12 protein-coding genes and 1 pseudogene are annotated in these 24,591 nt (G+C 68.8%); 4 read left to right on the forward strand and 9 right to left on the reverse strand.

The features are described from left to right. Nucleotides 1-69: 69 nt before the first annotated feature. The gene (locus tag G3I78_RS15910; RefSeq protein ID WP_164424814.1) at nucleotides 70-426 is read left to right on the forward strand and encodes a metalloregulator ArsR/SmtB family transcription factor; all 357 of its coding nucleotides are present in this window, start codon (nucleotides 70-72) and stop codon (nucleotides 424-426) included. Further along, nucleotides 419-2,983, forward strand: a complete 2,565-nt coding sequence (gene mgtA, locus G3I78_RS15915; RefSeq protein WP_164424816.1) for a magnesium-translocating P-type ATPase — start codon at nucleotides 419-421, stop codon at nucleotides 2,981-2,983. Before G3I78_RS15910 ends, mgtA begins: the two co-directional genes overlap by 8 nt. 21 nt (nucleotides 2,984-3,004) lie before the next feature. On the opposite strand, the gene G3I78_RS15920 is transcribed toward mgtA, so the two are convergent. The 5 genes from G3I78_RS15920 to G3I78_RS15940 all read right to left on the reverse strand — a co-directional run bounded on the left by G3I78_RS15920 (nucleotide 3,005) and on the right by G3I78_RS15940 (nucleotide 13,147). Continuing rightward, nucleotides 3,005-3,235 carry a hypothetical protein gene (locus G3I78_RS15920; RefSeq protein ID WP_343243779.1) on the reverse strand — a complete coding sequence of 77 codons (231 nt, stop codon included), beginning with the start codon at nucleotides 3,233-3,235 and terminating at the stop codon, nucleotides 3,005-3,007. A gap of 42 nt (nucleotides 3,236-3,277) precedes the next feature. Then, complete coding sequence (locus G3I78_RS15925; RefSeq protein ID WP_164424818.1) at nucleotides 3,278-4,186, reverse strand: hypothetical protein; 909 nt, start codon at nucleotides 4,184-4,186, stop codon at nucleotides 3,278-3,280. A gap of 2 nt (nucleotides 4,187-4,188) precedes the next feature. After that, nucleotides 4,189-5,895 (reverse strand): sulfite reductase flavoprotein subunit alpha, encoded by a 1,707-nt coding sequence (locus tag G3I78_RS15930; protein WP_164425314.1) that lies wholly within the window; start codon nucleotides 5,893-5,895, stop codon nucleotides 4,189-4,191. Nucleotides 5,896-5,900: 5 nt separating this feature from the next. Continuing rightward, nucleotides 5,901-11,429 carry a glutamate synthase-related protein gene (locus tag G3I78_RS15935; RefSeq protein WP_164424820.1) on the reverse strand — a complete coding sequence of 1,843 codons (5,529 nt, stop codon included), beginning with the start codon at nucleotides 11,427-11,429 and terminating at the stop codon, nucleotides 5,901-5,903. A 209-nt stretch (nucleotides 11,430-11,638) separates the two neighbouring features. Continuing rightward, entirely contained in the window at nucleotides 11,639-13,147 is a 1,509-nt protein-coding gene (locus G3I78_RS15940; RefSeq protein ID WP_343243780.1) for a SulP family inorganic anion transporter, read from the reverse strand. 158 nt (nucleotides 13,148-13,305) lie between these two features. Between G3I78_RS15940 and G3I78_RS15945 the strand changes: the two genes are divergently transcribed. Together G3I78_RS15945 and G3I78_RS15950 are read left to right on the forward strand one after the other, a co-directional pair. After that, nucleotides 13,306-13,533, forward strand: a complete 228-nt coding sequence (locus G3I78_RS15945) for a type II toxin-antitoxin system VapB family antitoxin (RefSeq protein ID WP_164424824.1) — start codon at nucleotides 13,306-13,308, stop codon at nucleotides 13,531-13,533. After that, nucleotides 13,530-13,937, forward strand: coding sequence for a PIN domain nuclease (locus G3I78_RS15950; RefSeq protein ID WP_164424826.1), 408 nt, complete (start codon nucleotides 13,530-13,532; stop codon nucleotides 13,935-13,937). The genes G3I78_RS15945 and G3I78_RS15950 overlap by 4 nt, the downstream gene beginning before the upstream one ends. A 1,011-nt stretch (nucleotides 13,938-14,948) precedes the next feature. Here the strand turns inward: G3I78_RS15950 and G3I78_RS51980 are convergent. From G3I78_RS51980 to G3I78_RS15970, 4 genes and pseudogenes are all read right to left on the reverse strand, one after another. Next, nucleotides 14,949-15,101 (reverse strand): annotated as a pseudogene (locus tag G3I78_RS51980) (ATP-binding protein); the annotation flags it as partial. Nucleotides 15,102-15,523: 422 nt separating this feature from the next. Beyond that, nucleotides 15,524-18,319, reverse strand: a complete 2,796-nt coding sequence (locus G3I78_RS15960; RefSeq protein ID WP_164424828.1) for a DUF499 domain-containing protein — start codon at nucleotides 18,317-18,319, stop codon at nucleotides 15,524-15,526. Between the two features lie 41 nt (nucleotides 18,320-18,360). After that, entirely contained in the window at nucleotides 18,361-21,045 is a 2,685-nt protein-coding gene (locus tag G3I78_RS15965) for a DUF1156 domain-containing protein (protein ID WP_164424829.1), read from the reverse strand. Continuing rightward, a complete protein-coding gene (locus G3I78_RS15970) occupies nucleotides 21,042-24,494 on the reverse strand; it encodes a helicase-related protein (protein WP_164424831.1) in 3,453 nt (1,150 codons plus the stop codon). Before G3I78_RS15970 ends, G3I78_RS15965 begins: the two co-directional genes overlap by 4 nt. Nucleotides 24,495-24,591: the final 97 nt, after the last annotated feature.

The following is a 24,591-nucleotide window of genomic DNA, read 5'->3' on the forward strand; positions in this document are numbered from 1 at the left end:
GACGAAGCGGGACGGTCAGCCGCCCCCACCTACACTGGGCCGAACATCGGCGAGGGACGGGAGCGGACTGTGGCGAAGGTCGTCGGCGGCTTCCAGGACCCGTCGGCACAGGTGCTCGCCGACGCGGCCGCCGCGTTCGGACTGCTCGCCTCCTCGGCCCGGCTGCACATCATGTGGGCGCTGTCCCAGGGCGAGAGCGATGTCACCCACCTCGCCGACCGGGTCGGCGGCGCGCTGCCCGCGGTCAGCCAGCACCTCGCGAAACTGAAGCTGGCCGGACTGGTCCGGGCCCGCCGCGAGGGCCGCAGGCAGGTCTACTACGTCGACGACCCGGACATCGTGACCGTGGTGCGCGTGATGGTCGGCCAGCTGACGGCCCGCGAGACCGGGAGCCCGGCCGGCCGGCTGCGCGAGGCCGGTGTCTGAGACGTCGGCGGCCCCGGGGCCTGCCGTACCGGACGAACCCCTCTCCCTGCTCCAGGTCTTCCGGCGGCTGGAGAGCGGTCCGCGCGGGCTGAGCGAGGAGCAGGCCGAGCAGCGGCTGGCGAGCCATGGCGCGAACGTCCTGCCGGCCGGCCGGTCCCCCTCCTGGCCCCGGCTGTTCGCGCGGAGCCTGCGGGACCCGTTCACCGCCGTGCTGCTCTGCCTCGGGCTGGTGTCGGCCGTGGTGCTCTCCTGGGGCACCACCGCGGTGATCCTGCTCCTCGTGGTCGTCAGCTGTGTGCTGCGCGCCTCCGGCGAACAGCGGGCCGACCGCTCCACGGCGGGACTGCGCGAACTGGTGGCGAACACCGCCTGCGTCCTGCGCCGGGCGCACGACGACGAGACGCCGGCCGCCCGCGAGATCCCGGTCGAGGACCTGGTCCCGGGCGATGTCGTACGGCTGGGCCCGGGCGACCTGGTCCCGGCGGACGTACGGCTTCTGCGCTCGACCGGTCTGACGGTGCACCAGGCCGCGCTCACCGGGGAGTCCGCCCCGGTGGCCAAGTCCGCGGACGGCGACCCGGACGGCACCGGTCCCCTCCACGACCCCCGGCTCTGCTTCCAGGGCAGCAGCGTCGCCACCGGCAGCGCCGTCGCCGTCGTCACCGGGACCGGCGGCGGGACCCGGCTCTCGGCCGCCCACCGGCCCGCCGGGAAACCTCTGACGACGTCCTTCGACCGTTCCGTCCAGGGGATCTCCTGGATCCTGATCCGCTTCATGCTCCTCACCCCGCCCCTGGTCCTGATGGCCAACGCCGGGCTGCGCGGCCGGGGCCTGGAGACCCTCCCCTTCGCGGTCGCCGTGGCGGTCGGCCTGACCCCCGAGATGCTCCCGGTCCTGGTCACCACCTGCCTGGCCCGCGGCGCCGCCCTCCTCGCCCGCACCCACGGCGTCATCGTCAGACGCCTGCCCGCCCTGCACGACACCGGCGCCATGGACGTCCTGTGCGTCGACAAGACGGGCACCCTCACCCAGGACCGGCCCGTCGTCCACCGCGCCCTGGACGCCGACGGCGACGACGACCCCGAGGTGCTGCGCCTGGCGGCGGCGGCAGCGTGGTGGTCCCTCCAGCTGGCCGACGTGCCCACCCCGGACGCCCTCGACGAGGCGCTGCAGGCCGTCGTCGACGAGGAGGCGCTCCTGGCCCACGACGGCGACACGGCCCTCCCCTTCGACCCGGTCCGCCGCCTGGCCACGGTCGTCGTCCGCACCCCCGGCCGGCTCGGCACCCGGACCCTGATCACCAAGGGGGCCGTGGACGCCGTACTCGCACGCTGCCTGCTCACCGACGACGAACGGTCCGCCCTGCGCGCGCTCGCGGACCGCCAGGCCGCCGACGGGCTGCGGGTTCTCGCCGTCGCCACCGCCGAACGCCCCGCCGGAGACCGTGCCGTGGAGCGCGGCCTGACCTTTCGCGGCCTGCTCACCCTGCGGGACGAACTCGCCCCCACCGCCGCCGAGGCGCTCGCCCAGCTCGCCGCGCGGGGCGTCACCGTCAAGGTCCTCACCGGCGACCACCCGGGCACCGCGCTGCGCGCCTGCCGGGACCTGGGGCTGCCGGTGGTCGCCGCCGACGCCGTCACCGCCGACGGGGTCGACGCGCTCACCGACGCCGAACTCACCGGGCTGGCCCGCCGTACGACGGTCTTCGCCCGCTGCACCCCCGAGCACAAGACCCGGATCACCCGCGCCCTCCAGGCCGGCGGCCACACCGTCGGCTTCCTCGGCGACGGCGTCAACGACCTGCCCGCGCTGCGCGCCGCCGACGTCGGCATCGCCCCGCGCGAGGCGGCCGAGGTGACCCGGGAGAGCGCCGACCTGGTGCTCGCCGAGAAGGACCTCACCGCGATCGGGCACGCGGTCGCCGCCGGCCGGCACGCGGGCGGCAACATCGTGACCTACCTGCGTGTCACGCTCTCCTCGAACCTCGGCAACGTGATCGCGATGCTCTCCGCGGGCCTCCTCCTGCCGTTCCTGCCGATGCTCCCGGCCCAGGTCCTCGTGCAGAACCTGTGCTTCGACGCGGCACAGCTGGCCTTCTCCTACGACCGTCCCGACCCGTCGGCCGCGCACCGCCCGAGTGTCCTGGACCCGCGCGAACTGCTCAGGTTCATCGTCGGGTTCGGGGCGCTGAACGCGGTGGCGGACCTGGCGACCTTCGGCGTGCTGGCGCTCGCGCTGCGGGAGGCGGGAAACGAGGAGGCGCTGTTCCACTCCGGGTGGTTCACCGAGAACCTGCTGACCCAGGCCGTGGTGATGGTGCTGCTGCGGACCGGCCTGTCCCGGGGCGTGCTGCGCCGGCCGGGCCCGGTGACCTGGGCCGCCCTCGCTCTCGCCGGGATCGGCCTGCTGCTGCCCGCGTCCCCGCTCGGCGCCGCCGTCGGCCTGAGCGCGCTGCCCGGGCTGTACTACGCGCTCCTCGCCGGCGTGCTCGCGCTGTACGCGGTGGGCCTGGTGGCGGCGCGGACGCGCTACGAACGGCTGCGGTACGGCAGCTGACCGGGCGGCACCCCGCGTGATTCAGGGGCAGGCGATGTCGAAGCCGTAGCGCAGGGGTTCGGCCGTCACGCTGTGGTCGAGCCGGTAGACGTAGACCCCCTCGACACGCACCCCCGGCGGGGCGGACTCCGCCCGGCAGGGGTACGTCACCTGGACCACCCGGGGCCGGTCGGCGACCTTGAGCCGCATGCCGTCGGCCGGGCCGCCGTCGAGGACCGCGGCCTCCCAGCCGGTCACGTCCGCGGGCTCCACTGTCTGCGCTGTCTCCACGGCGACAGTTTAAAGGTCACGCAATCAAGCGTCCGGCAGTGAGGCCGTCAGGTGCTCCCAGGCCGAGTGCACCTGTGCCCCGACGATCCCGAACTGCGTGATGACGGCGACACAGCGGCCGTCCCCGTCGTCGAGTTCGAGCGCCGAGGTCGGGCCGTGGGCCGCCGTGGAGCGGACCAGGTGGCAGGCGCGCACTCGCGCGAGGTCGATCTCCACCGAGCTCTCGGCGAGCGCCGCGAACACCCGCCCGCCCACGGTCCGGTCGGTGACGTGCACCGGGCCGCCGCACGCCTGGAGGGCCGACGGGCCGAACACCGCGACACCGATGGGCAGTCCGACCGAGCACACGTGGTCGAGCACGGCGGACACGACGTCCACGTCGACCGCCCGGTGCTCACCGCCGTAGCGGCCGAAGGACCGGCGCCGGGCGAGCCCGCCGTCCACGAGGATCGCGTCGAGCTGGGCGAGCTGGTCGCCGTCCTCCCACGCACCCGCCCCTGATCCGGGGACCGGAACCGGGGGAGCGGCGGCCGGTGAACCGGCGTCGATCGTGCCGGCGAGCCCGGCCAGCAGCCGGTCCGCCTCGGAGAGCAGCCGCCCCTGGTGCACGGTCCGGCCCGCCGCGTCCAGCAGGCGCAGGACGACCGTGCCGGTGCCCTCGTCGCGGGCGACCACCGCCGAGGCGACCCCGCCCGCGTCGAGACGCAGGGCGATCGAGCCCGGCCGGACGGCGAACGCGTCGCCGCGCAGGCTCGGTACGGCGTAGCTGCCGGCCTGGTCGATACGGGCCACCGGGCCGCCGGTGACCGCCTGGACGTACCGGAAGAGGGTCAGGCAGCGCGCCAGCTCCGGCATCCGCGCGTCGATCAGCCGCACACCGCCGCCCCGGCGACCGCAGCAGCCCTCGAACGCGCACCCGTCGTGGTGGCTCATCCTCAGTACACGTCCCGTACGTAGCGCTTGGCCCGGCGCAGGTCCGCGAGGTACTCCGCCGCGTCGTCGGCGCCGCGTCCGCGCTGCTCGGCGACGACCCCCAGCAGGGCCGCCTCGACGTCCTTCGCCATCCGGGAGGCGTCACCGCAGACGTAGACGTGCGCGCCCTCCTCCAGCCAGGCGTACAGCTCGCGCGACCGCTCCCGCATCCGCGTCTGCACGTACACCTTCTCGGCCTGGTCGCGGGAGAACGCGAGGTCGAGTTCGCTGAGCACCCCGCGCCTTCGCAGGTCGTCCAGCTCGTCCTCGTACACGAAGTCCGTCGCGCGGTGCCGGTCGCCGAAGAACAGCCAGTTGCGCCCGGCGGCACCCCGCGCGGCCCGCTCGTGCAGGAAGCCGCGGAAGGGGGCGATACCGGTGCCGGGGCCGATCATGACCATCGGGGCGTCGTCGTCGGCCGGGACGCCGAAGGCGGGGTTCGGCTGGAGGTAGACGCCTGCCCCGGACTCACCCACCCGGTCCGCCAGATACGTCGACGCCACGCCCTCGTACCTGTCGTACCGCACCGACGCGACGGTGAGGTGGACGCTGCCCGGGTGGGCGAGCGGGCTCGACGAGATCGAGTACTGACGCGCCTGCAACGGCCGTAGCAACGGCAGGAGTTCGGCGAGCGAGGGAGCCCTGGTCCCGGCGTCCCTGAGCAGGTCCAGAACGTCCCGGCCCCACAGCCAGGAGTCGAGGTCGAAGCGGTCGCCGTGCGCGACGACGGAGGCCAGCTCACCGGCGGGCGCCCGCTCGGCCAGGTCGGCGATCAGCTCCTTCGACGGCGTACGGATCTCCCGTTCCGTACGCAGGAGTTCGGCCGTGCCCCGGTCGTCGCCCGCGCCCAGGTGCTTCAGCAACTCCTCTACCAGAGCAGGGTCGTTCAGCGGTACGACGGCCAGCGCGTCACCCGCCTCGTAGGTGATGCCGCTGTCGCCGAGGTCGAACTCGTAGTGCCGGATCTCCTTCGCGCTGTGCGGGGCGGAGAGGAGGCGGTTCGTGGTGAGCCGGGACCGGTAGGGGGTCCGCTTGTTCCACGGGGAGCGGACCTTCTCCGGTGCCTCGGCGACAGCGCCGCCGCCCTGCGCGCCGGTCTCCGCGGCCAGCCGCTCCAGCACCTCCGCCGTCCAGGCCGCCGCGGGCTCCTCGAAGTCGACGTCGCAGTCGAGGCGTTCGTGCAGCCGGGTCGCACCCAGCTGCTCAAGGCGGGTGTCGATGAGCTTCGCCGCCTGGCAGAAGTCGTCGTAGCCGCGGTCGCCGAGCCCGAGGACCGCGTACCGCACGGCCTCCAGGCGCGGGGCGGTGCCGGACTGGAGGGCGTCCCAGAACAGCCCGGCGTTGTCGGGGAGTTCGCCCTCGCCGTACGTCGAGGTGACGACGAGGACGTGGGACATCGCGGCGAGCTTCTCGGGGGTGACGTCGTCGAGCGCGGTGGCCGTGGAGCCGAGGCCGCGGGCGCGGGCCCCGGCGACGAGTTCACCGGCGAGGAGCTCGGAGTTGCCGGTCTGGGTGCCGAACAGGACGTCGACCGTCGCGGCGGGCGCGTCCGTCGCTGCGCCGGCCCGGCGTCCGGCCGCCGCGATACCGGCGATGAACCCGGCGAGCCAGGACTCCTGTTGGGCGGAGAAGGGCGCGTCGACCGGGATGAGGGACCCGGTGGGGGGCATGAGGGTCACGTGGTCACTGCCTCGGTCGGGGCCTGCGGGAGCCGGGCGAGCCGTCCGGCGATGTCGTCGAGCGCCGCGTTCGCGAGCAGCTCGTCGAAGCGGGCGGCACGGGCCCGGCCGGCGTTCTTCGCGGTCTGGTGGATGATCCACCCGTAGGTGCCGGGGGCGTCCACGCTGAGGTTGTTGCGCTGCTTCAGGGCGCGCTTGTAGTCGTCGAGCCGCTTGATCGCGATCAGCGTGGCCAGCTCGCCGTCCTCGAACCGCTCCAGCGTGCCGCGCAGGTACTTCACCACCTGCTGCTTCACGAAGAAGTCCTCGGTGAGCACCAGATTGCGCACCGCCTCGGCGACCCGCGGATCGTCCGGACCGCTCGCGCTGGGCACCCGCTGGAGCGCGAGGTCCTGCGCGACCCCGAGCACGGTGTACGACGACAGCAGCGAGAACATGTCGTCGCTGCCCTGGTCCCCGAAGGCCGGGGCCCGGCCGCCGAGCACGGTCCGCCGGTCGCGGTAGTCCACCTTGAACGCGCGCAGTTTGTCCGTCGCGATCGAGGTCGCCAGCTCGTCCAGGAGCCGCCCCCGGGTCGCCGCGGCGAGGATCTCACCGGCGTCCTGGTACAGCAGCAGCGCGCGGGGCATCCCGCAGTACACGTGCTCGCGCTCCTGCTCCCAGTCCGCCAGGAGCCGGGCCGCGAGCGGCGACCCGGTGGCCTCCAGATGCCAGGTCAGCAGCAGTCGTACGGCACTCTCGTGGAAGGCGCCGTGCTCGACGTCCGTGACGGGGAACACGAGCAGCGAGTCGGCGCTCACCTGGTCGGGGAGGGCGCCCGTCGGGTCGTACTGATAGAGGAAACCGCCGCTCATCCCGTTGCCGAGACCCTTGCCGAAGCCGCCGAGGTTCAGCACCGTGCCGCCGGTCATGTACTCGCAGCCGAAGTCGCCGAGCCCCTCGACGACCGCGGTCGCCCCGGAGTTGCGCACCGCGAACCGGTCACCGGCCTCGCCCTGCACGAAGGTCCGCCCGCCGGTCGCGCCGAACAGCGCGAAGTTCCCGACGAGCACGTTCCCGCCGCGCTCGGCACCCCCGCCGCCCGGGGCGCGCACCACGATCCGCCCGCCGCTCTGGCTCTTGCCGACGCCGTCGTTGGCGGTGCCGGTGTGTTCGAGGGTGATGCCGTCGTTGCAGAAGACGCCGTACGACTGCCCGGCGGAACCGGTGGTGCGGATGCGGACGGCGTCGTCGGTGAGGCGGCGGCGGCCGCGGTCGTCGGTGGTGATCGCGGGGGCCGGTGTGGAGCTCCCGTGGTTCAGGAGCCGTTCGACGTCGATGGAGAGCTGTCCGCCGACCGACTTGTCGCTGTTGCCGAGCCGGATGCCGTCGATGAGGACGGTGGGCTCGCGCCGGTCGAGCAGCGCCGCCCTGACCTGCTCGATCAGCGAGTCGTCGGTGGTGAAGTCCTTCTCCAGGTACTCCGGATCTTCTACGGCCTTCTCGGGCACGCGCGCGAGCAGCCGCCGTACGTCCAGGCGGCCCACGCTCGCCGGGTGGTCGAGCAGCTGGAGCAGATCCGTGCGCCCCCGGGCCTCCCGCAGGGACCTCAGACCCAGCCGGGCGAGGATCTGCCGTACGTCGTGGGCGATGTTGAGCAGGTACTGCGCCAGCGCGCGCGGATCGCCCTCGAAGACCTCGGGGTTGGTGGTGAGTCCCGCGGGGCACTTCACGTTGCAGTTCTTCGCCATGACACAGCCGAGCATCATGAGCGCGGTCGTCCCGAACTCGAAGCTGTCGGCGCCGAGAAGAGCGGACGTGACGACGTCACCGCCGGTCTGATGGGCGCCCGAGCACCTCAGGACCACCTTCTGGCGCAGCCCGTTCGCGACGAGCGCCTGGTGCACCTCGGCGACCCCGATCTCCGCCGAACGGCCCGCGTACTTCAGGCTGGTGACGGCCGCGGCCCCGGTGCCGCCGGTGTTCCCGGCGACGTTGATGACGTCCGCGCCGGCCTTGGCGACGCCGACCGCGATGGTGCCGATGCCCTCCGAGGACACCAGCTTCACGACCACCCGTACCCGGGCGGCCTTGCAGTCGTGGATGAGCTGCGCCAGGTCCTCGATGGAGTACGTGTCGTGGTGCGGGGGAGGCGAGATCAGCTCGATGCTGGGTGTCCCGCCGCGCGCCGCCGCGATGTCCACGGTGACCTTCGGCGCGGGCAACTGTCCGCCCTCGCCCGGCTTGGCGCCCTGCCCGATCTTGATCTCCAGCTCCTGGAGCATCGGGTCGGCGAGATAACCGGCCCAGATACCGAAGCGGCCCGACGCGAACTGCTTGATCCGCGACCCGCGGAGGGTGCCGTACCGGGTGTGGTGCTCGCCGCCCTCACCGCTGTTCGACATCGCGCCGACCATGTTGGTGCCGTGCGCGACGGCCTCGTGGGCGGTCGCGACCAGGGCGCCGTGGCTCATCGCGCCGGAGGCGAGGGAGCGGGTGATCTCGTGGGCGGGCTGGACCTCGTCGAGGGGGACGCTGTGGGGGGCGTCGGCGAGAAGGCGGGCGAGAGGACCGGTCGCCTCGACACCGTCGGCGTTCACCACGAGGATCTCCTCGCCCAGCCGGGCAAGCCCTTCGGCGAGGGCGGTGTGACGGTCCGAGTCCGGTTGGGGGAAGCGGAGTCGGACAGTGCCCTGGTCCGTGCGGGACACGACGACACCCCGGACCGTGACGCTCGCGTTCCCCTCCGTCGAGAACCGGCCCAGCTCCCGTGCGAAGTCCTCCGGTGTGCGCAGCCCGGTCAGATCGGCGGGCAGCGCGAGGACGTCCCGCAGGGCCGCGGGCCGACGGGACCGCTCCTCGTGCGTGGTCCGCAGGAAAGCCCGGTACCCGGGGGTGATCCGGAACGCGTCGATCTCGGCGTCGCTGAGGGCGTCGTACCCGGTGTTGCGGTAGGCGGCGTCGGTGATGCCGAAGGCGTCGTCGAGCTGGCCGAGGGTGAGCAGCCGCAGGGCGTCCGAGTCACCGGCCCGGTCCTCGCGGAACCGGGGCTTCTCCTCGGTCATGTCCCCGAAGCCCCGCACGGCCGTGACCCCGAACGAGTGCCCCGCCCCGTCCGACCGCTCCTTGAACAGCCCGAGCAGCGGGATCTGCTGCTCCGTGCGGACCGTACGGGCCCGCTCGTGCCACTCGGTGGCGGCCTGCGCGATCCGCGCGAACCCGACCCCGCCGACGGGCGCCTCCATGTGCGGGAAGACGCTCGCCAGGATGTCGTCGCGGGTGTCGAGGTAGTTCGGCTCGAAGAACTCGCCGCCGATGTAGCTCTCGGCGGTGCACAGCCCGACCCGTCCCATGGTCTTGGCGAGGGACTTCTCGGCGGCCTTGCGGAACTTGGCGAGCGCGCGGTCGGTCTCGGTGATCTCGTTCGCCGGCGCGGGGGCGCTCGGGTACTTCTCCTCGGCACGCAGCCGCGCGCTGAGGCTGTACACGGCGGAGGCGCCGAACCCGAGCGCGGTGGCCACGTGATGCGAGGAGGCCAGCTGACCGCTCTCGGCGACGACCGAGACCCGCAGCCGCAGCCCGGTCTCGATGAGCCGCTGGTTCACGGCGGCGACGGCGAGGATGACGGGGAGGGGCGCCCGGGTGGAGGAGACGGCGCGATCGCTGAGAAGGGCGATGCCGCCGTGTTCCGTCGCGAACCGCTCGACGTCGTCGCAGAGTTGACGGAGCGCGGCGCGCAGGGAGTCGGCGTTGGCGGTCTCCTGGCCGCCCTTCGGCTCGTAGAGCATGTCGAACCGCCGCAGCGGCACGATCTCCTGGTCCCGCAGCCGGACCATGTCCAGATGCCCGAGGACGGGCGAGGACACGATGAGCTGCCTGCCGTTGGTGTCGTGCGTCCCGTCGGGCTTCGGCCCGAGCGCGACCCGCATGCTCATGCCGTCGGCCTCGCGGATGCTGTCCAACGGCGGATTCGTCACCTGCGCGAACCGCTGCGAGAAGTACTTCGCCATACCGCCCTCGGTGTCGCTGAGCGCGTTGATGGCGTTGCCGTAGCCCATCGCGGAGATCCGCTCCGACCCGTCGGCGAGCATCGGGTCGAGCATGAACCGGAAGCTCTCCTGGTTCAGCGAGTACGCCACGTACCGCCCGGCGAGGGTGAGATCGCCGTCGTAGCCGAGCGTGGTGGTGCCGCGGTAGTAGTCGGGCGCGGGCAGGTCGTCGAGGTTGACGCGGGCGGCGGCGAGGAGCCGGGAGTACGGCCGTCGCGAGGCGAGTTCCTTCAGCACCTCGCGCGTGCGCATCGTGCGTCCGGTGCGGTGGTCGACGACGAGCATGCCACCGGCCTCGATACGCCCCCGCCGTACGACCTCGTCGTCGGGAAAGGCGATCTGCCCGGCCTCGGAGGCCACCACCAGGTACTCGGCGGTCTCGACGGTCCGCAGCGGCCGCAGCCCGAGCCGGTCGAGCCGCGCCCCGACGACGTCCCCGTCGCTGAAGATGACGGCGGCGGGCCCGTCGTTCTTCTCCTCGTAGAGCGAGAAGTACTCCAGCATGTCCCGGACGTCGACCGGCAGCGTCCGGTCGTTCTCCCACGCGGGCGGCATCAGCGACACCACGGCCTCGACGAGGTCGAGCCCGTCGTCGAACACCCGGCTCTGCAACGTCTGGTCGAGCCGGCTGGAGTCCGACTGCCCCGGCGGCCGCACGATGCTCCGCGTCCGGGCCCGCGCCAAGGCCTCGTCGCTCAGCCGGTTCTTCCGGTCGGTGTTGAGCTCGCCGTTGTGCGCCATGAGCCGGAACGGCTGGGCCATGGTGGGGTGCGGCTCGGTGTTGGTGGAGAACCGGGTGTGGAAGTAGAGCGAGCGCACGGAGTGGCGGGGATCGCGGAGATCCCGGAAGTAGGGGATGACTTCGGCGGAGTTGAGCCGGCCCTTGAGCACTTGGGTGCGGGCGCTGAGGGAGAGGGGGTAGAGCCCGGAGTAGGCCGTGCTGTCACCGTCGCTGCCATCGCTGCTGTCGTCGCTGCTTCCGCCGTACGCCACGGCTTCCACGGCGAGCAGGGCACGGTTGGCGGCGGCGTCGACGTCGGCGCGCGCCCAGCCCTCCGGCGCCCGGAACACCCACTGCACGATGGGCAGTTGGTACCGCTCGGCGGCGGCCCGAGCGACGGAGTGGTCCACGGGAACGTCCCGCACGAGCAGCAACTCGAAGCCCTGCTCACGGACACACCGCCCGACCAGCTCGACGGCACGTTCGCGCTGCGCGGCACCGCTGGGCACGAAGCAGTTGGCGACCCCGAAGAACCCGGCCCGCAGCCGCTCCCCGGTGATCGCCCCGAAGAACTCCACGGACAGATCGACACTGACCCCGGCGCCGTCCCCGACCCCCTCGGCGGACTTGCCGCCCCGGTGCGGAATGGCGCACAGCGCCTCGTCCCCCTTGCGGATGACGTCATGACTCGGCGTGCCGTCGAGACGGGTGATGAACCCGACTCCGCAGTCGCTGTGGTCGCGGGAGGGGTCGTGGAGACCGGGCGAGTTCGTCAAGTGCGCGTCCTGGGAGCGAGTTCCGGCAACGGAACGGCCAGGCTGCGTCGATGAAGCGCTCGCCGCGGGCGGGGACGGGGGGTGTCCTGCCCTGGGGGTGGTGCGGGGATGGTGCGGGGGTGGTGCGGCTGATGATGGTAAGGCTTACCTAATTTCTGCCGCAAGTGGGTGTCGCGGTCAGTGGGTGTCCCGGTCAATGGTCGCCCCGGTCAGTGGCTGCCGGTGAGCTCGCCGCTGAGGGTCTGGTGGATCCGGGCGCTGGGTTCGTTCAGGCCGATGATCTCGACGCTCTTGCCGCGCTGGGCGTACTTGGCCTCGACGGCGTCGAGGGCGGCGACGGAGGAGGCGTCCCAGATGTGCGCGGCGGTGAGGTCGATGACGACCTTGCCGGGATCGCCGGCGTAGTCGAACCGGCCGACGAGGTCGTTGGCGGAGGCGAAGAACAGCGCACCGGTGACCCGGTACACGACCCCGGCACCGTCGGGGTCGAGCACGGAGGTGACGTCGGCGAGATGGGCGACCCGCTTGGCGAAGACGACCATGGCGGTGACGGAGCCGACGACGACACCGACGGCGAGGTTGTGGGTGGCGATCACACACACCACGGTGACGACCATGACGGTGATCTCCCCGGCCGGCATCCGCCGGAGGGTCTTGGGCGCGATGGAGTGCCAGTCGAAGGTGGCCACGGACACCATGACCATCACCGCGACGAGGGCGGCCATGGGAATCGCGGACACGACAGGCCCGAACACGACACACAGCACCATCAGAAACGCACCGGCGAGGAACGTCGACAGCCGCGTCCGGGCCCCGGACACCCGTACGTTGATCATCGTCTGGCCGATCATCGCGCAGCCACCCATACCCCCGAAGAAGCCGGTGACGATATTGGCGACACCCTGTCCCACGGACTCCCGTGTCTTCGACGAACGCGTGTCGGTGATGTCGTCGACCAGCTTGGCCGTCATCAACGACTCCATCAGGCCGACCAGCGCCATCGCGAGCGCGTAGGGCGCGACGGTCGTCAGCGTGTCGAGGGTGAACGGCACATCCGGCAACCCCGGCACGGGCAGGGCGGACGGCAGCTCCCCCTTGTCCCCGACGGTCGGCACCGCGATTGAGGCACCCACGGTCACGACGGTGAGCACGACGATCGACACCAACGGCGCCGGCACCACGGTCGTCACCTTGGGAAAGAACACCATCAACGCCAGCCCGCCCAGGATGAGCGGATAAACCCCCCACGGCACGTCCGTCATCTCCGGCACCTGAGCCATGAAGATGAGCACGGCCAACGAATTGACGAACCCGACCATCACGCTGCGCGGCACGAACCGCATCAACTTGGCGACTCCGAGCACCCCGAGCACGATCTGGAAAACCCCGGCCAGAATCACGGTCGCCACGAGATACCCGAACCCGTGCTCCCGATTGACCGGCGCGATGACCAGCGCGACAGCCCCGGTAGCCGCGGAGATCATGCCCGGCCGCCCACCCACAACAGCGATGGTCACAGCCATGGTGAACGAGGCGAACAACCCGATCGCCGGATCAACCCCCGCAATGACGGAGAACGAAATCGCCTCCGGAACAAGAGCGAGAGCCACGACAAGCCCACCCAGCACCTCGGTACGCAGCACCTTGGGATCGGACAGCCAGGTGGGGCGGGGGAGGTTGCGCAGGGGGGTGGTTGGGGAGGGCGGGGAGGAGAACACGGGGGAGGGGACCTGTCGTACTTGGGCGCGCTGGGGGTGGCGGCTGGACGGGATGGGTATGGCGGTCACTTTAACCTCGAACCTTTGACGCCCCCTCGCGATACATTCGATCATGTATATTGATACACGTTCTGGTGTATATGGAGATGGGTGGGCTCATGAGCAGAACCGTCATCGATCTCGACGACGAAGCGCTGGAGGCCGCAGCGAAGGAGCTGGGCACTTCCACCAAGCGGGACACCATCAACACCGCCCTACGCGAGGTCGTCGCCCGCAACCGCCGCCTGCGTGCCCTGCACGAACTGCAGGACCTCGCGGATGAAGGCGGCCTCGACGTCGAACTCCTCCTGGACAAGCGCAACTACCGAGGCGGTCCCGCGCGGTGAGCGTTGCCGACCACCTCATCGACACATCGGCCCTGGCCCGCCTCCTGCTTCGCCAGACGACCGACGACTGGGAACAGAGGATGGGCGCCGGTCTGATCGCCCTGTGCGACCTCACCGAGCTGGAAGTGCTCTACTCCGCACGCTCCGCGAAGGACCGCGAGGCCGTCCAGGAACGCCTCAACCAGTTCACCTGGTGCCCCATGCCCGACGGCATCTACCGGCGCGCCCGCGTCGTCCAGCGCGAACTCACCGACAAGGGCGAACACCGCAGCGCCGGCACTGTCGACCTCCTCGTCGCCGCAGCCGCAGAAGAAGCAGGCCTCACACTCCTGCACTACGACCGCGACCTCGAAACAATCGCCCGCACCACCGGCCAGCCGGTCAGCATGATCGACCTCAAGTAGCCCGGACCGGGAGCGAGGTTTGCGCACCGTGGGGCCGCCGAGCCGAGGCAACTCGCGTGTGATGGTGGCGGGGTAGCTCGGCGGTCAGATTCCGCAGCGGAAGAACACCGTGTCGGGTACGAGGTGGGGCTTGTCCGGTCCTGGTCGATGCTCGACGTCCGGCTGGCCCGGCCAGTCCTGGCAGATCATGCGTAGCCGCACAGTGACACCGGTCGTCGCCAGCCTGTGACAGGGGCGGCAACGATTTCCACGTGTTCGGCCAGGATGGCTCGGGTGGATATGCGACGTTCTGGCTGATCTGTCAGCACAGCCCACTCGTCGATCAGCCTGTGGTCTTCCTCGGTTCGCTCGGTTCGGAGGGGGAGACCGGTGTCGTAGCGTGCGATCTGGGCGCCTTCTTGCGGTTGTTGGCCAGCGGCTTTGGCCCTCGGGAGGCAGCCACCTCCTCCGAGCCCGACTGGACGCCGCCCCCCATCGCGCATTGATGGCCGTCGCAGAACGATTCGCGGCAGGCCAGCAGCAGTCGGCAGCCGCCGTCATCGAGCAGGCGACTCGCGAGTTTCCAGACTTCGACGACACAACCATGGCGCTCTGTCGCCGACTCGGTCGCACACAGCCATGCTGTGGCCCACCGTTCACACAGTTATCGTCCGGCTCAAGCGTCGAGATGGGGTGCGAGTTGAGTATCTAGGTCACGTGTCGAGCATCAGGCGGACCCGTGGGGCTTGAAGTCGTATGCGCACGTGGGGAGTTCTGCGGTCTGTCGGTGTGCCAGGGGCAGCAAGATCACGGGGCTCACGGTCCAGGTGATGAGCGTTCGGGCGTGGGTGACGGACACCATCCAGGGCGCACGGCGTAGCAGAACTCTGCGGGTATGGACGCGGTGGTCGTAGAGCCGTTCCCGTGCCTCTTTGGAGGTGTCCCTGTCGAGCATCGGTGAGATGGTGCGCAGGATCTCGGAGACTCAGTTGTTCGCCTCGACCTCTGTGCACGCGTCCTAGGAGCCGAAGAGTGACCGCCTCGTCGTACGTCAGCGAAGAGCTCCGCGGTGACCGTGTGGCCGCTGTAGCTGTCATGGACCACGACCCGGTAAGCGATTGCACTGACCATGCCCAAGCCTCGGCCGCGCTCCGCCTCCTGACCTCGGTGCTCGCCCTTCGCGGATCGCTGGGGAGGACGCGGGGAGTGAGGAAGAGGACGACGCGGTGGCCTGACCAGACCCGTTTGGCCTCCCCGAGCATGAAAGAGGGCCAATCGCGATCATGCGATTGGCCCTCTGATCAGCGTCGAGGTGGCGGGACTTGAACCCACGACCTCTTCGTCCCGAATTAGGTCCGATCAAGATCCTTACCTGCTCTGGATGTCGTTTACGCAGGTCAGGTGATTGGTCTCGGTTGGTCTGGGATGGCTCGGCAGGGGTTCTGAGAGAAGATCTTCTCCCAGTTTTCTCCCAGGCGATGGACGCGCGGTGAGATAGCCGTGGCCGTGCCGGACGTTGCATGAGCAAGTTCGCGCGAGCGTGCCGTCACTTGGCAGTCAGAGGCGATGCCGTGCCCTTCGCTGCCGGGCATCGAGGACATCGCCGCCTATTGTTCGTACGTCTCAGCCCGGAGGCCAAGCTGGCCGAGACCCTCCTCAACGACCAAGTCAATGACATGCGGGGGTATCGGCTTCGAGGCTCGAACGGAGACGTCGAGTTCTACGCGGACCTCGGCGCCCTGTGCGGCGAAAGGCAGCACCGCCACTTTTACGACGTCGCGAACTTTGTCAGCCGGGACATCTGCAATATGCAGTCGCAGACTGGTTGGGCCTGCCGAGGGCGGCCTTGGCGCTGGGGCCTCTGAGGTCTTCGGCTCCCTGGTCCCGGAGGCGACAGCCGTTCCTGTCCGCGGGCTACTCGTGTCAGAAGGATACGCAGGAGTTGCCCCAGGGCCGCGCAGGGCCTGGGCGCGTGCGGCCCGTACCAGCCACGTGCCGGGCTGGAAGTCGATCTCATCCGGAGAGATCTCTTCCCCGATGCGGATCACTGCGTCGGCTGCCTGCCAGGTGGCTCCCGAAACGAGGCCGAAGACTCCACGCCTGACCCCCTCGGCGAGACAGTCGCGCAGTACCTCGATAGAGGCAAGCTTCGGCAACCGGGGGAAGCGCCGGAACGCCTTGAGTAGGTCCTCTATCTCGACCGCTTCCACGTCTGCCGGAAGCAGGTCGAAGCGGTCCGACAACAATGCGGCCGGAGCGAGCCTATCCAGTAGACCGTCACCTGACCGCAGACGTTCCGTGACCCGGGAGGTGACGGTCTCGCTGGCGCGGGGGAGCCCGAGGTCGAGGTGCTGTGTGGTGGGCGGGGATCCGCCCGTGCCGTTGGCCAGCAAGAACACGTGTCGGTAGGCCGTGGTGAGCAGCCCGGGGAGTCGGTCCTCGGCGCGTACGACCCTTTCACGAAGGTCGGCTTGCTGTTCCTGATTGAACCGCTTCAGCCGGTGTACGTCGTCTCGCAGTTCGCGCATCGCTGCCAGGGTTCGTGCCAGTGCGCGGGCACGGCCGAGGGCGCCGGTGTCGGGAGCGACCAGGACCAGCGTGTTCTTGTTGGTACGGCCGGACTGGTCGTATTCGCTCAGGATGCGGTGGGCTGCCTCTCTGACGGCGCCCGGGGCAGAAGGCTCGACCCGGTGCTCGGGATCGAGCAGAGCGAGTGTCAGGCGAGGTTCGTCGCGGACGTCCGCAGAGCTTAGGACGTCTGTCTGGGTGCGCCAGGGGGACTCGGCCGGAACCACACTCTTGGTGGCCTTTTCCAGTAGCTCGGCGATCGCGTCCTCGGGTACGGCGCTCTCACGTTCGACGATGACCTTGTTTAGGTTGGGTTCGGTGGTGAAACGGTAGCGGCCACCCTCGTAGCGCATGTACCAGGCGACATTCTTCACGGTGTCCCGGACATCTTCGAGAGCGCCGCGAGACAGCCCTGGTCGGCCCACACCGACGGTCATCTGGGCGTCGGATGCCCCCGGGACCTTGTCGGAGCCGAAGGAGTTGACGAAGGCTGTCGTGGCGAGCTTGGTCGCCAGCCTCAGTTTCTCGACCTCGCCGCCACGGCGCTGGTCCTCGATGCGGGCTCGCGAGTCCTCGCGAATGATGTCAGCGTTCAGAGCCGCCAGGTAGGAACCACCGGTGATCTTCAATATCTCAGCCCGCACGCCGGGGTCATGGAGAGGGATGTCCCCCGGGTGGATAAGGGGGGAGATGCGCCCTTCCGCATGGAGAGCCTTGATGCTGTGTGCGAGGGTGCGCAGCGCACCGCGTGTGCGCTGGAAGCCGGACAGCGAGCCCCAGCGATGGGTGAGCAGGTCGATCAGCTCGGGATGGAAGGGGTAAGCGGCCTCGATGCGATCGCGGTAGACCGGATCACGGTATACAGCTGGCAGAGCATCGCCGAACTGCTCGGCGTAGTAGTCGCCGTAAGCGTCCGCAACGGTACGGCGCTGGGCTGGAGTACCGGTGCTCTGGAACAGCCGGGTATGCAGGACAGGAAAGATGTCATCGCCTTCGACGGGCGTGATGACGTTCTCGGTCCGGCCGAATATCTTTGCCAAGCGCTCCAGTAGATCCTCGTGGTTGATACCCGTGAAATCTTCGAGGTGGGAAGCGGTGAGGGTCGCGACCAGACAGGCGCCGGGGGTGTTGGCGACCGCCGTGGTCAACTCCTTGATGAAGACGAGAGTGTTGGTGGTGAGAGCGCCTTGGTCGCCATCGGCGGTGATGGTCTTCGCCAGGTATTCGAGGGTCTCATCCATCAGGATGAGGCAAGGTGTGTAGCGCTTGAGCAGGGCCACCAGATGAGCGGTGGAGGTCGCTTGGCGGGCCTCGTCTTCCGCGCGAACACCCTCGTATGCTCCTTGCCCGCCAAGTTGAAAGGCGAGATGACCGAGCAGGGTACGTCCCGGCGAGCGGTTCTCCTTGGTGCGATCCGGGGTCAGAGCGGAGCCGTCGAGGACTACGACGGTGGCTTGCGGAAGGCGGCCATCCTTGATGGAGGAGGAGAGCTGGCGGGCAAGTCGGGTGCGTGACAGTGCACGGGCGTTGCCAAAGAGATGATAGGCGGACAGCAGGGTGTGTGTCTTTCCGCCACCGAATTCCGTCTGCATTCTGTGTACTGCTTTGGCGGCGGGATTTCCGGCCAGTCGATTCCCGATCTCTACAAGAGCGGTGCGTAGATTTGCTGTCAAATATGTCTTCTGCACAAAGAGTTGGGCATCGAGGTAATCCTGTGGGCCCTCTCCTTTGCTGACCAAGCCCAGGTCTGCGGCGAACAGCGCCTCGTCGAATGAGCCGTTGACGATGTCCAGGTGCGGAGGGGCTATCTCGTTCCAACTCTTGAGGCCGGCCACGGGACGGACGTTCCTTTCGCTATGCGGGTGCTCGAGCGGTATCAGAGCTGCGGGCCGAAGAGAGTGAGCTCCTCGAAGTCCGGGGAGTACTTGGCAGCCCGTTCCGCCAGGTCGTCGCGGTTGCCACCGAGACCGAGCAGCAGAGTGCGCTCACGGGAGCCTTCCGGCAGGAGCTGGGTGACGGCGGTAACCAGTGCCCAGAAGGCAGGCTCGGTGCCTGCGCCACTGGCGCCGAGCAGCGCGTCGAGTTCCTGGCGGCGACCCTCGTCATAGAGCAGGCAGGCGCAGTGCATCACATCTACCCAGGAGGGGCGCTGGCCGAGCGTGATGCTGCGGCGCTCGTGAGGTCCGAGCAGTTTGTAGTCGGAGCCGGACTTCCGTATCAGCCCTCCCCGTACGGTGAGGGCGTCCAGATGGAGATCGAACGCGCGGCACAGCATGTATGCCTCGTCTGCGGGAATCGCCAGTCCGTCGTATGCCCAGCGCCAAGTGAGATAGAAGAGCGCACGACTGTCCAGGCGCTCCAGGGATTCGCCTCCAGTGAGTGACCTGGTGGCGTGTCGGGCCACAGCTTGACGGGCCAGCACCATCAACTCGTCAACCCCCACTTCGTCTCCCGACAGGCGCAGGACTCGGGAGTAACGGGCGAAGACCTCGAAGGCGGGGCCGATGGCCGAGACGAAGTAGTCGGCGCCGGACAGTTTCATGTCATCGAAGACAGCGAGGCGTTTGGCGATGCGGACGTCCAGGTCGCGCACCACATCGTCGTAGAAGCCGTCGATGGCCTTGCCCACCTTGCGGCAGACCAGTACTACTGAGGAGGCCAGTACCGAACCTACGTTGGCGGTGGTGCGTCCTGTCCTTTCGGACTGCATCGGCCATGAGGTCGTGACCTTAAGGCCGGCCCGACGCAGAGCACGCAGCAGATGTTCCCAAGCAGCGTTGTCGGTGTGGGCGAAGACCAACGAAACGATGCCGTCATCGGCAACGACTCGGGCCACCTCGTCTAGGGCACGTTGCAGACGGGCCTCGAATTCGTCGCGGGATATGTACTCGGCGGAGTCGCGCTGGGCGCGGTTCTGGATTACCTCGGCACGCTTGGGAGTCAGCGCGGTGGCGAAGAGTTCGGGGTACAGGTGTCCGATGGACCTCTTGAGCCAGACGTAGAAGAAGTCCGAGAGGTCGCCGTACTGAAAAGCGTCATAGTAGGGCGGGTCGATGATGACTGCGTCGAACTCACCGTCGGCAAAGGGGAGGTGTTGAGCGTTGGCGCGCTGGACTTGGGAGGGATTGCCCTCGGTGGCGGCGGCGCAGTGGCGCAGGGACTGGGTGATCCAATTGAGGGCGCTTGACCAGCCGCTTGGGCCGTCGCTGAACGGGTCGATCTCGGTGAAGTCCCAGGCCATGCGGATGGATTGCTGAGGAAAGGTGCTGCGCGGCGCTTCCACAGTGGGCCGCCACGTGACGAAGGACGAGTTGTAATCCACCACGCGGTCGACTGCGAGCCCCAGATAGGTCGCTAGAGCCTGGGCCCGTTCCGGCTCCGTGCCGCTCTCCAGCATCGCCACGTGGGCGGACCGTACAGCCTGGGTCAGCACGCCGAGGACCAACCGCTGGCGGGGGGTGAACATGCCCGCCCAGGTGTCGATGCCGTAGGTCAAGGAGCGGAGCGTCCGGAACTGTGAGCGCGTCACCAGCTCGTCAGGGATGGGGCTTGTCCCATCCGGATAGTCGTCCAGACTATCTGCCAAGATTTCGGCCTGCACAACCGCGGCATGGTCGGCAGCCGTGGGCTCACGGTAAGTGCGTATCCCGTCGGGATCGATGTCGAGCACCGCATAGAGGTAGTGACCAAAGCCGTATTCGCGTGCGTAGCTACGTAGTTCCCGGTCCGGACGGGCGGTTCCGCAAACCGGGCAAGTAACGGTCACCTGGGAGCCGCGACTGGTCTTGGTACCGAGTTTCCAGTCGCTGCCGTCAGTAGGCGGGCCTTCTGCGAGGCGCAGTTCGATCCGGTCCCGTCGTTGGTCGTAGTCGAGACGAATCCGGTGCCGGGTGGAATCGGCGAGTTTGCGCGAGGAGATCAGTGGAATCGTCCGGCCACAGTGCGGGTCTGCGCACGGCAGGGTGCGAGCCCAAAAGTACACGGCGGCCCTGGTGCCGTCCTCCCCGCGGGGAAGGGCCTCGGCAAGCCGGGCGTCCGCCGTCTCACGCACCCACTGGCCCCATTGGGTCAACTCGTCGATGAAAGGCCGGCCCCCGTCCTCACCAACACCGCCGAAGCGAGCGGGGTACTCCAGGACGCAACGCTGGATGAGGTGGGCGACGGGGTTGATGTCGACAGCGGTGGTGTCGCACCCGAGGCGCGCGGCCTCCAGAGGGATCGCACCCCCTCCTGCGAAGCAGTCAAGGACTTTGGGACGACGCTCGGGCCAAGCGGCGGCGAGAGCGGTGCGCAGCGGGGCCAGATAGGCGGGCCGGGATGAAGCCTCGAAAGGGGCGGCCTGGCTGATGTCGGTGAGCAGTCTTTCGCGGGCGGGTGGGCTGTCGGTTCCTGGGTCGGGGACCAGGCTGGCGAGCACCACGCTTCGGGCCATAGCGAGGGGTCTGCGAGCCCACCACAGGTGCATGGTGGAGATGTGGCCGTGTCGCAGATGCTTCTCCCGCGCGGAAGCGGCATTGACGGGGGCCAGCGGGAGCTTCTCCTCGATGAGCGCACGTCTCACTGTGTGTCTCCTCCTACGGCCTGCGCTGCTTCGATGACGGGTCCGGGGGCGACGCTGTAGCGCACCTCATGCGTGGGCCGGAATTTCCCGGCAAGGGCGACGGCCGGGTCCTGGATGCGGTAGAGCCGAGGGTGATCGGTAGCGCAGTCGAGCACTACGTAGAGCCAGTAGGCAGGACCGAACTTGCCGGCAGCGATGTACTCGGACCAGGTGAGCTCGACGGACCCCACTCCGGCGCGTCCCTTCACTTCGATGTAGCGAGTGGTCTCAGCCCGTTGGGAGACGAGGTCGAAGCCCAGGTTGTCGGCTTCGACGGACCTGAGGTCTTCGGAGCCATGTGCGTATTCGTGGTCCATGCTGATTTGGACGGCTATCCGTTCGATCTCTGGATCGCTGAGTCCGCGCCTGTTCGCTGCATGCTCGGCCCAGACATCGACAGGACTGGACGACGCGGGCGGAGGTAGGAGCACTGCCTGCGCGAGAACAGTGACAGGCCCGCGGTCCACTTGCCGTGTGCGAGCCGTGTCCGCGATCCGCCTGTCACGGCGTTCGAGCACTGTGCGCCGAATGAGTTCCGTCTTGCGATGACGGCCCTCGGCGCCGGCTCTTCCTTCCTCCAACTCCTCGTCAAGATCGATCAGTTCGGCGTCGTAGCGAGCCAGCAGGGTACGGAACGAGGTGGTCAGGAACTCCTCTTGAATGTCGGCCGTGCGTGCACGGCGCTCGCGGACCTCGCGCAGTCGAGCCTCGTAGACATTGGCTCGCGCCCACGTGATGAGCTGGGATTCCGGACGGGCGGGCGCCAACCCTTCTCCAGTCGGCTGTGCGGGTCGCCCAGGCAGCAGGTCGTACAGTGCGCCGCTCGTGGGGAGGAACTCGCCGGCGGCCTCGATGACGGAAGCCATGCTGCGGTGGACTGTCGAGCGATGTCCGTCGGTGACTTCGCCTTCCAGGATGTGCAGCAGTGCGGGAGCGCTGAGTCCGGGATCATGAAAGACGGCGCCGCGCTGCAGCGAGCTCGTCGTCTGCTCGATGACCAGGTCCAGGATCGCCTCGAACAAAGGGTGCCCGGGACCGCAGAGTTCCGCTCGCGGCGCCCCTGACTCCGCGTCCTGCGCCAGCCGTTGCACGGCGACACTCTTGTCGAAGGTGACTCGCTCGTAGGTGGGTTGCAGCTGGCGGAGCGTACCCAGATCACGGTCGCGTGCGATCAGGATGTCCGGGGTCCGGGTGACCCTGATACTCGCGTGGTCCAGCCGCTCGCGCGCCTGGCCGTGCAGATGGTCGACGGCGTCGAGGAAGAAGCGTTTGAGGTGTTCGGGAGGCAGCCGACGTTCCTCCGCCCGGGTCGTCTCCTGGCGCTGTATCCGCCAGTCGATGTGGCCCGTGACCAGAGCCTTCTCCGAGAGTTCGCGCATGCGCGCGATGAGCTGATCGTCGAACTCCCCGTCGTCTGCACCGAATTGAGCTGCTGCATCCTCAGATGTCCGCTCACCTGATACGACGGCTTCGAGTAGTTCGGGGAGACGGTAGCCGGACAGTATTTCGCCGATGACGTCGAAGACCTGGTCCCCCAGAGCTTCGTTCTGGCGCATGGTCTCGATCTTTCCGAGCACCGTGGCCAGTACGTGCCCCTCCTTGGTGTTGGCCGCGACGAGATTGAAAATATGAACGTTCTCGGTCTGGCCGATGCGGTGCACTCGTCCCATGCGCTGTTCAAGGCGGTTGGGGTTCCATGGGATGTCGTAGTTGACCATGAGGTGGCAGAACTGGAGATTGATTCCTTCGCCCGCCGCCTCGGTGGCGATCATGATCTGCGCATGTTCCCGGAAGTCACGCTCGGCCTGTACCCGTTCCGCAGGGCGCAGGCCACCGTGGATGACAGCCACGTCGAAGTGCGGGGACAGCCCGCGGACCAGGAAGTCCAGGGTGTCCTTGTGCTCGGTGAAAACCAGGAGCTTCTTCGAGGCGTCGTCGCCGACCCCGTACTGATCCAGGATCTTCCATAACTCCTGCAGCTTGATCTCCCCGCCCAGAAGCGCCGTCTCCTCGGCTTGCGCCAGCAGCGGGCGGAGAAGACCGAGTTCGGCCCCGATCTCCTCCGGGTCTCTGAAGAGGGAGAGCTGATCAAGAGCCTGCTCCTCGAGCGCCCAGCGCTCGTCCTCGGGACGGTCACCGTTGGTGTTCTTGTCCAGCAGGGTTGAGCCGAGGTCCGTGGCTGTCGCTGTCGGCTGCTCCAGTTCCCGCTCCAGGCGCTCCACGCGGCGCTGCAAGGTCCGGCAGATGGCCCGTACGGAAGAAGCCAGCCGACGCTGCATGGTCGTCAGGGCGAAACCGGACACGGATGCACGGCCGCCGTCGGTGCGCTCGCGACGGATCTCGGCGAGACCCTGGGTGATGAACTGGGACACCCGGTTGTACAGGTCGAGCTCGGCACCATCGAGGGTGTATGCGACAGTGTGCGCGACGCGTGGCCGGAAGAGAGGACGGCCGCGCAGGTCCACCATCTGTTCCTTGGTGGTCCTGGAGTAGTGGTGCGGCATGATCTCTACGCGGTCGGGGCACCGGTCGCCGTATGCGTCGCGATCCAGCAGCCGCATCAGCCCCCACAGGGACTCCTCGCGGCCGGAGTGCGGAGTGGCCGTGAGGAGCAGCAGTCGTTCAGCGTGACGTGCCACGCGCTCGGCGGCCTTGTACCGGCCTGTGCGGTTGTCGATCGCCCCGCGCTTGTTGACCTTCAGGGTGTAGCCGTGGGCCTCGTCGAGGACCGCCAGGTCCCAAGGGCGTTGTGCGGCGGCGAAGGAAGCGAGGACTGTCTCCGTCTTCAGCAGATCGCGGGAGACGATGAAGACGCCGTCGGACTCCCAGGGGTTGGCCATGGGGTCCGCGTCCAGGGTGTCCCTGGTGATGCGGCGGGCTGCGATCCGGAAGCGCTCGTCGAGTTCGCGCTGCCACTGGAAGCCGAGGTTGGCAGGGGCGACGATCAGCACTCGGTCGGCCGCACTGCGGAGTTGGAGCTCCTTGATGTAGAGCCCGGTCATGATCGTCTTGCCGGCCCCTGGATCATCAGCCAGCAGGAAACGCAGCCGAGGTTCCTCCAGGAACCTGCCGTACACCGCTTCGAGTTGGTGCGGCAGCGGCTCGATGCTGGAGACAGAAAGAGCCCCCATGTCGTTCTGGAAGCGTGTGCGGATCCTGCGCGCTTCCACACCGAGCCGGAAGACTCGCGCGTCCGAGTCGTACCGCCGCTCGCCACCGACGTCGACCACCTCGATGCCGGGCAGCTCATCCTCGGGCAGACTGACACTCTGGTAGTCCCCGGCGTCGCCTTTGACGAGGAACTCCCAGTAGGCGCCTGGTTGGACCTGGATCACGGTGACAGGCTCGGTGTGTCCCGGCAGCCGTAATCGTGCGCCCGCGATCAGCCTCTGCGGATCGAAAAGTGACATCTACGTCCCTCCCCCGACAAGCCGCTGCGCCTGAGCTGCGCCTCGACCGTTCGTAGATTCGGAGAGCGTACACACCGTCGACAGGGAGTCACCCTTC

Origin of the sequence: Streptomyces sp. SID13726 (assembly GCF_010548375.1) — a bacterium.
Lineage (GTDB): Bacteria > Actinomycetota > Actinomycetes > Streptomycetales > Streptomycetaceae > Streptomyces.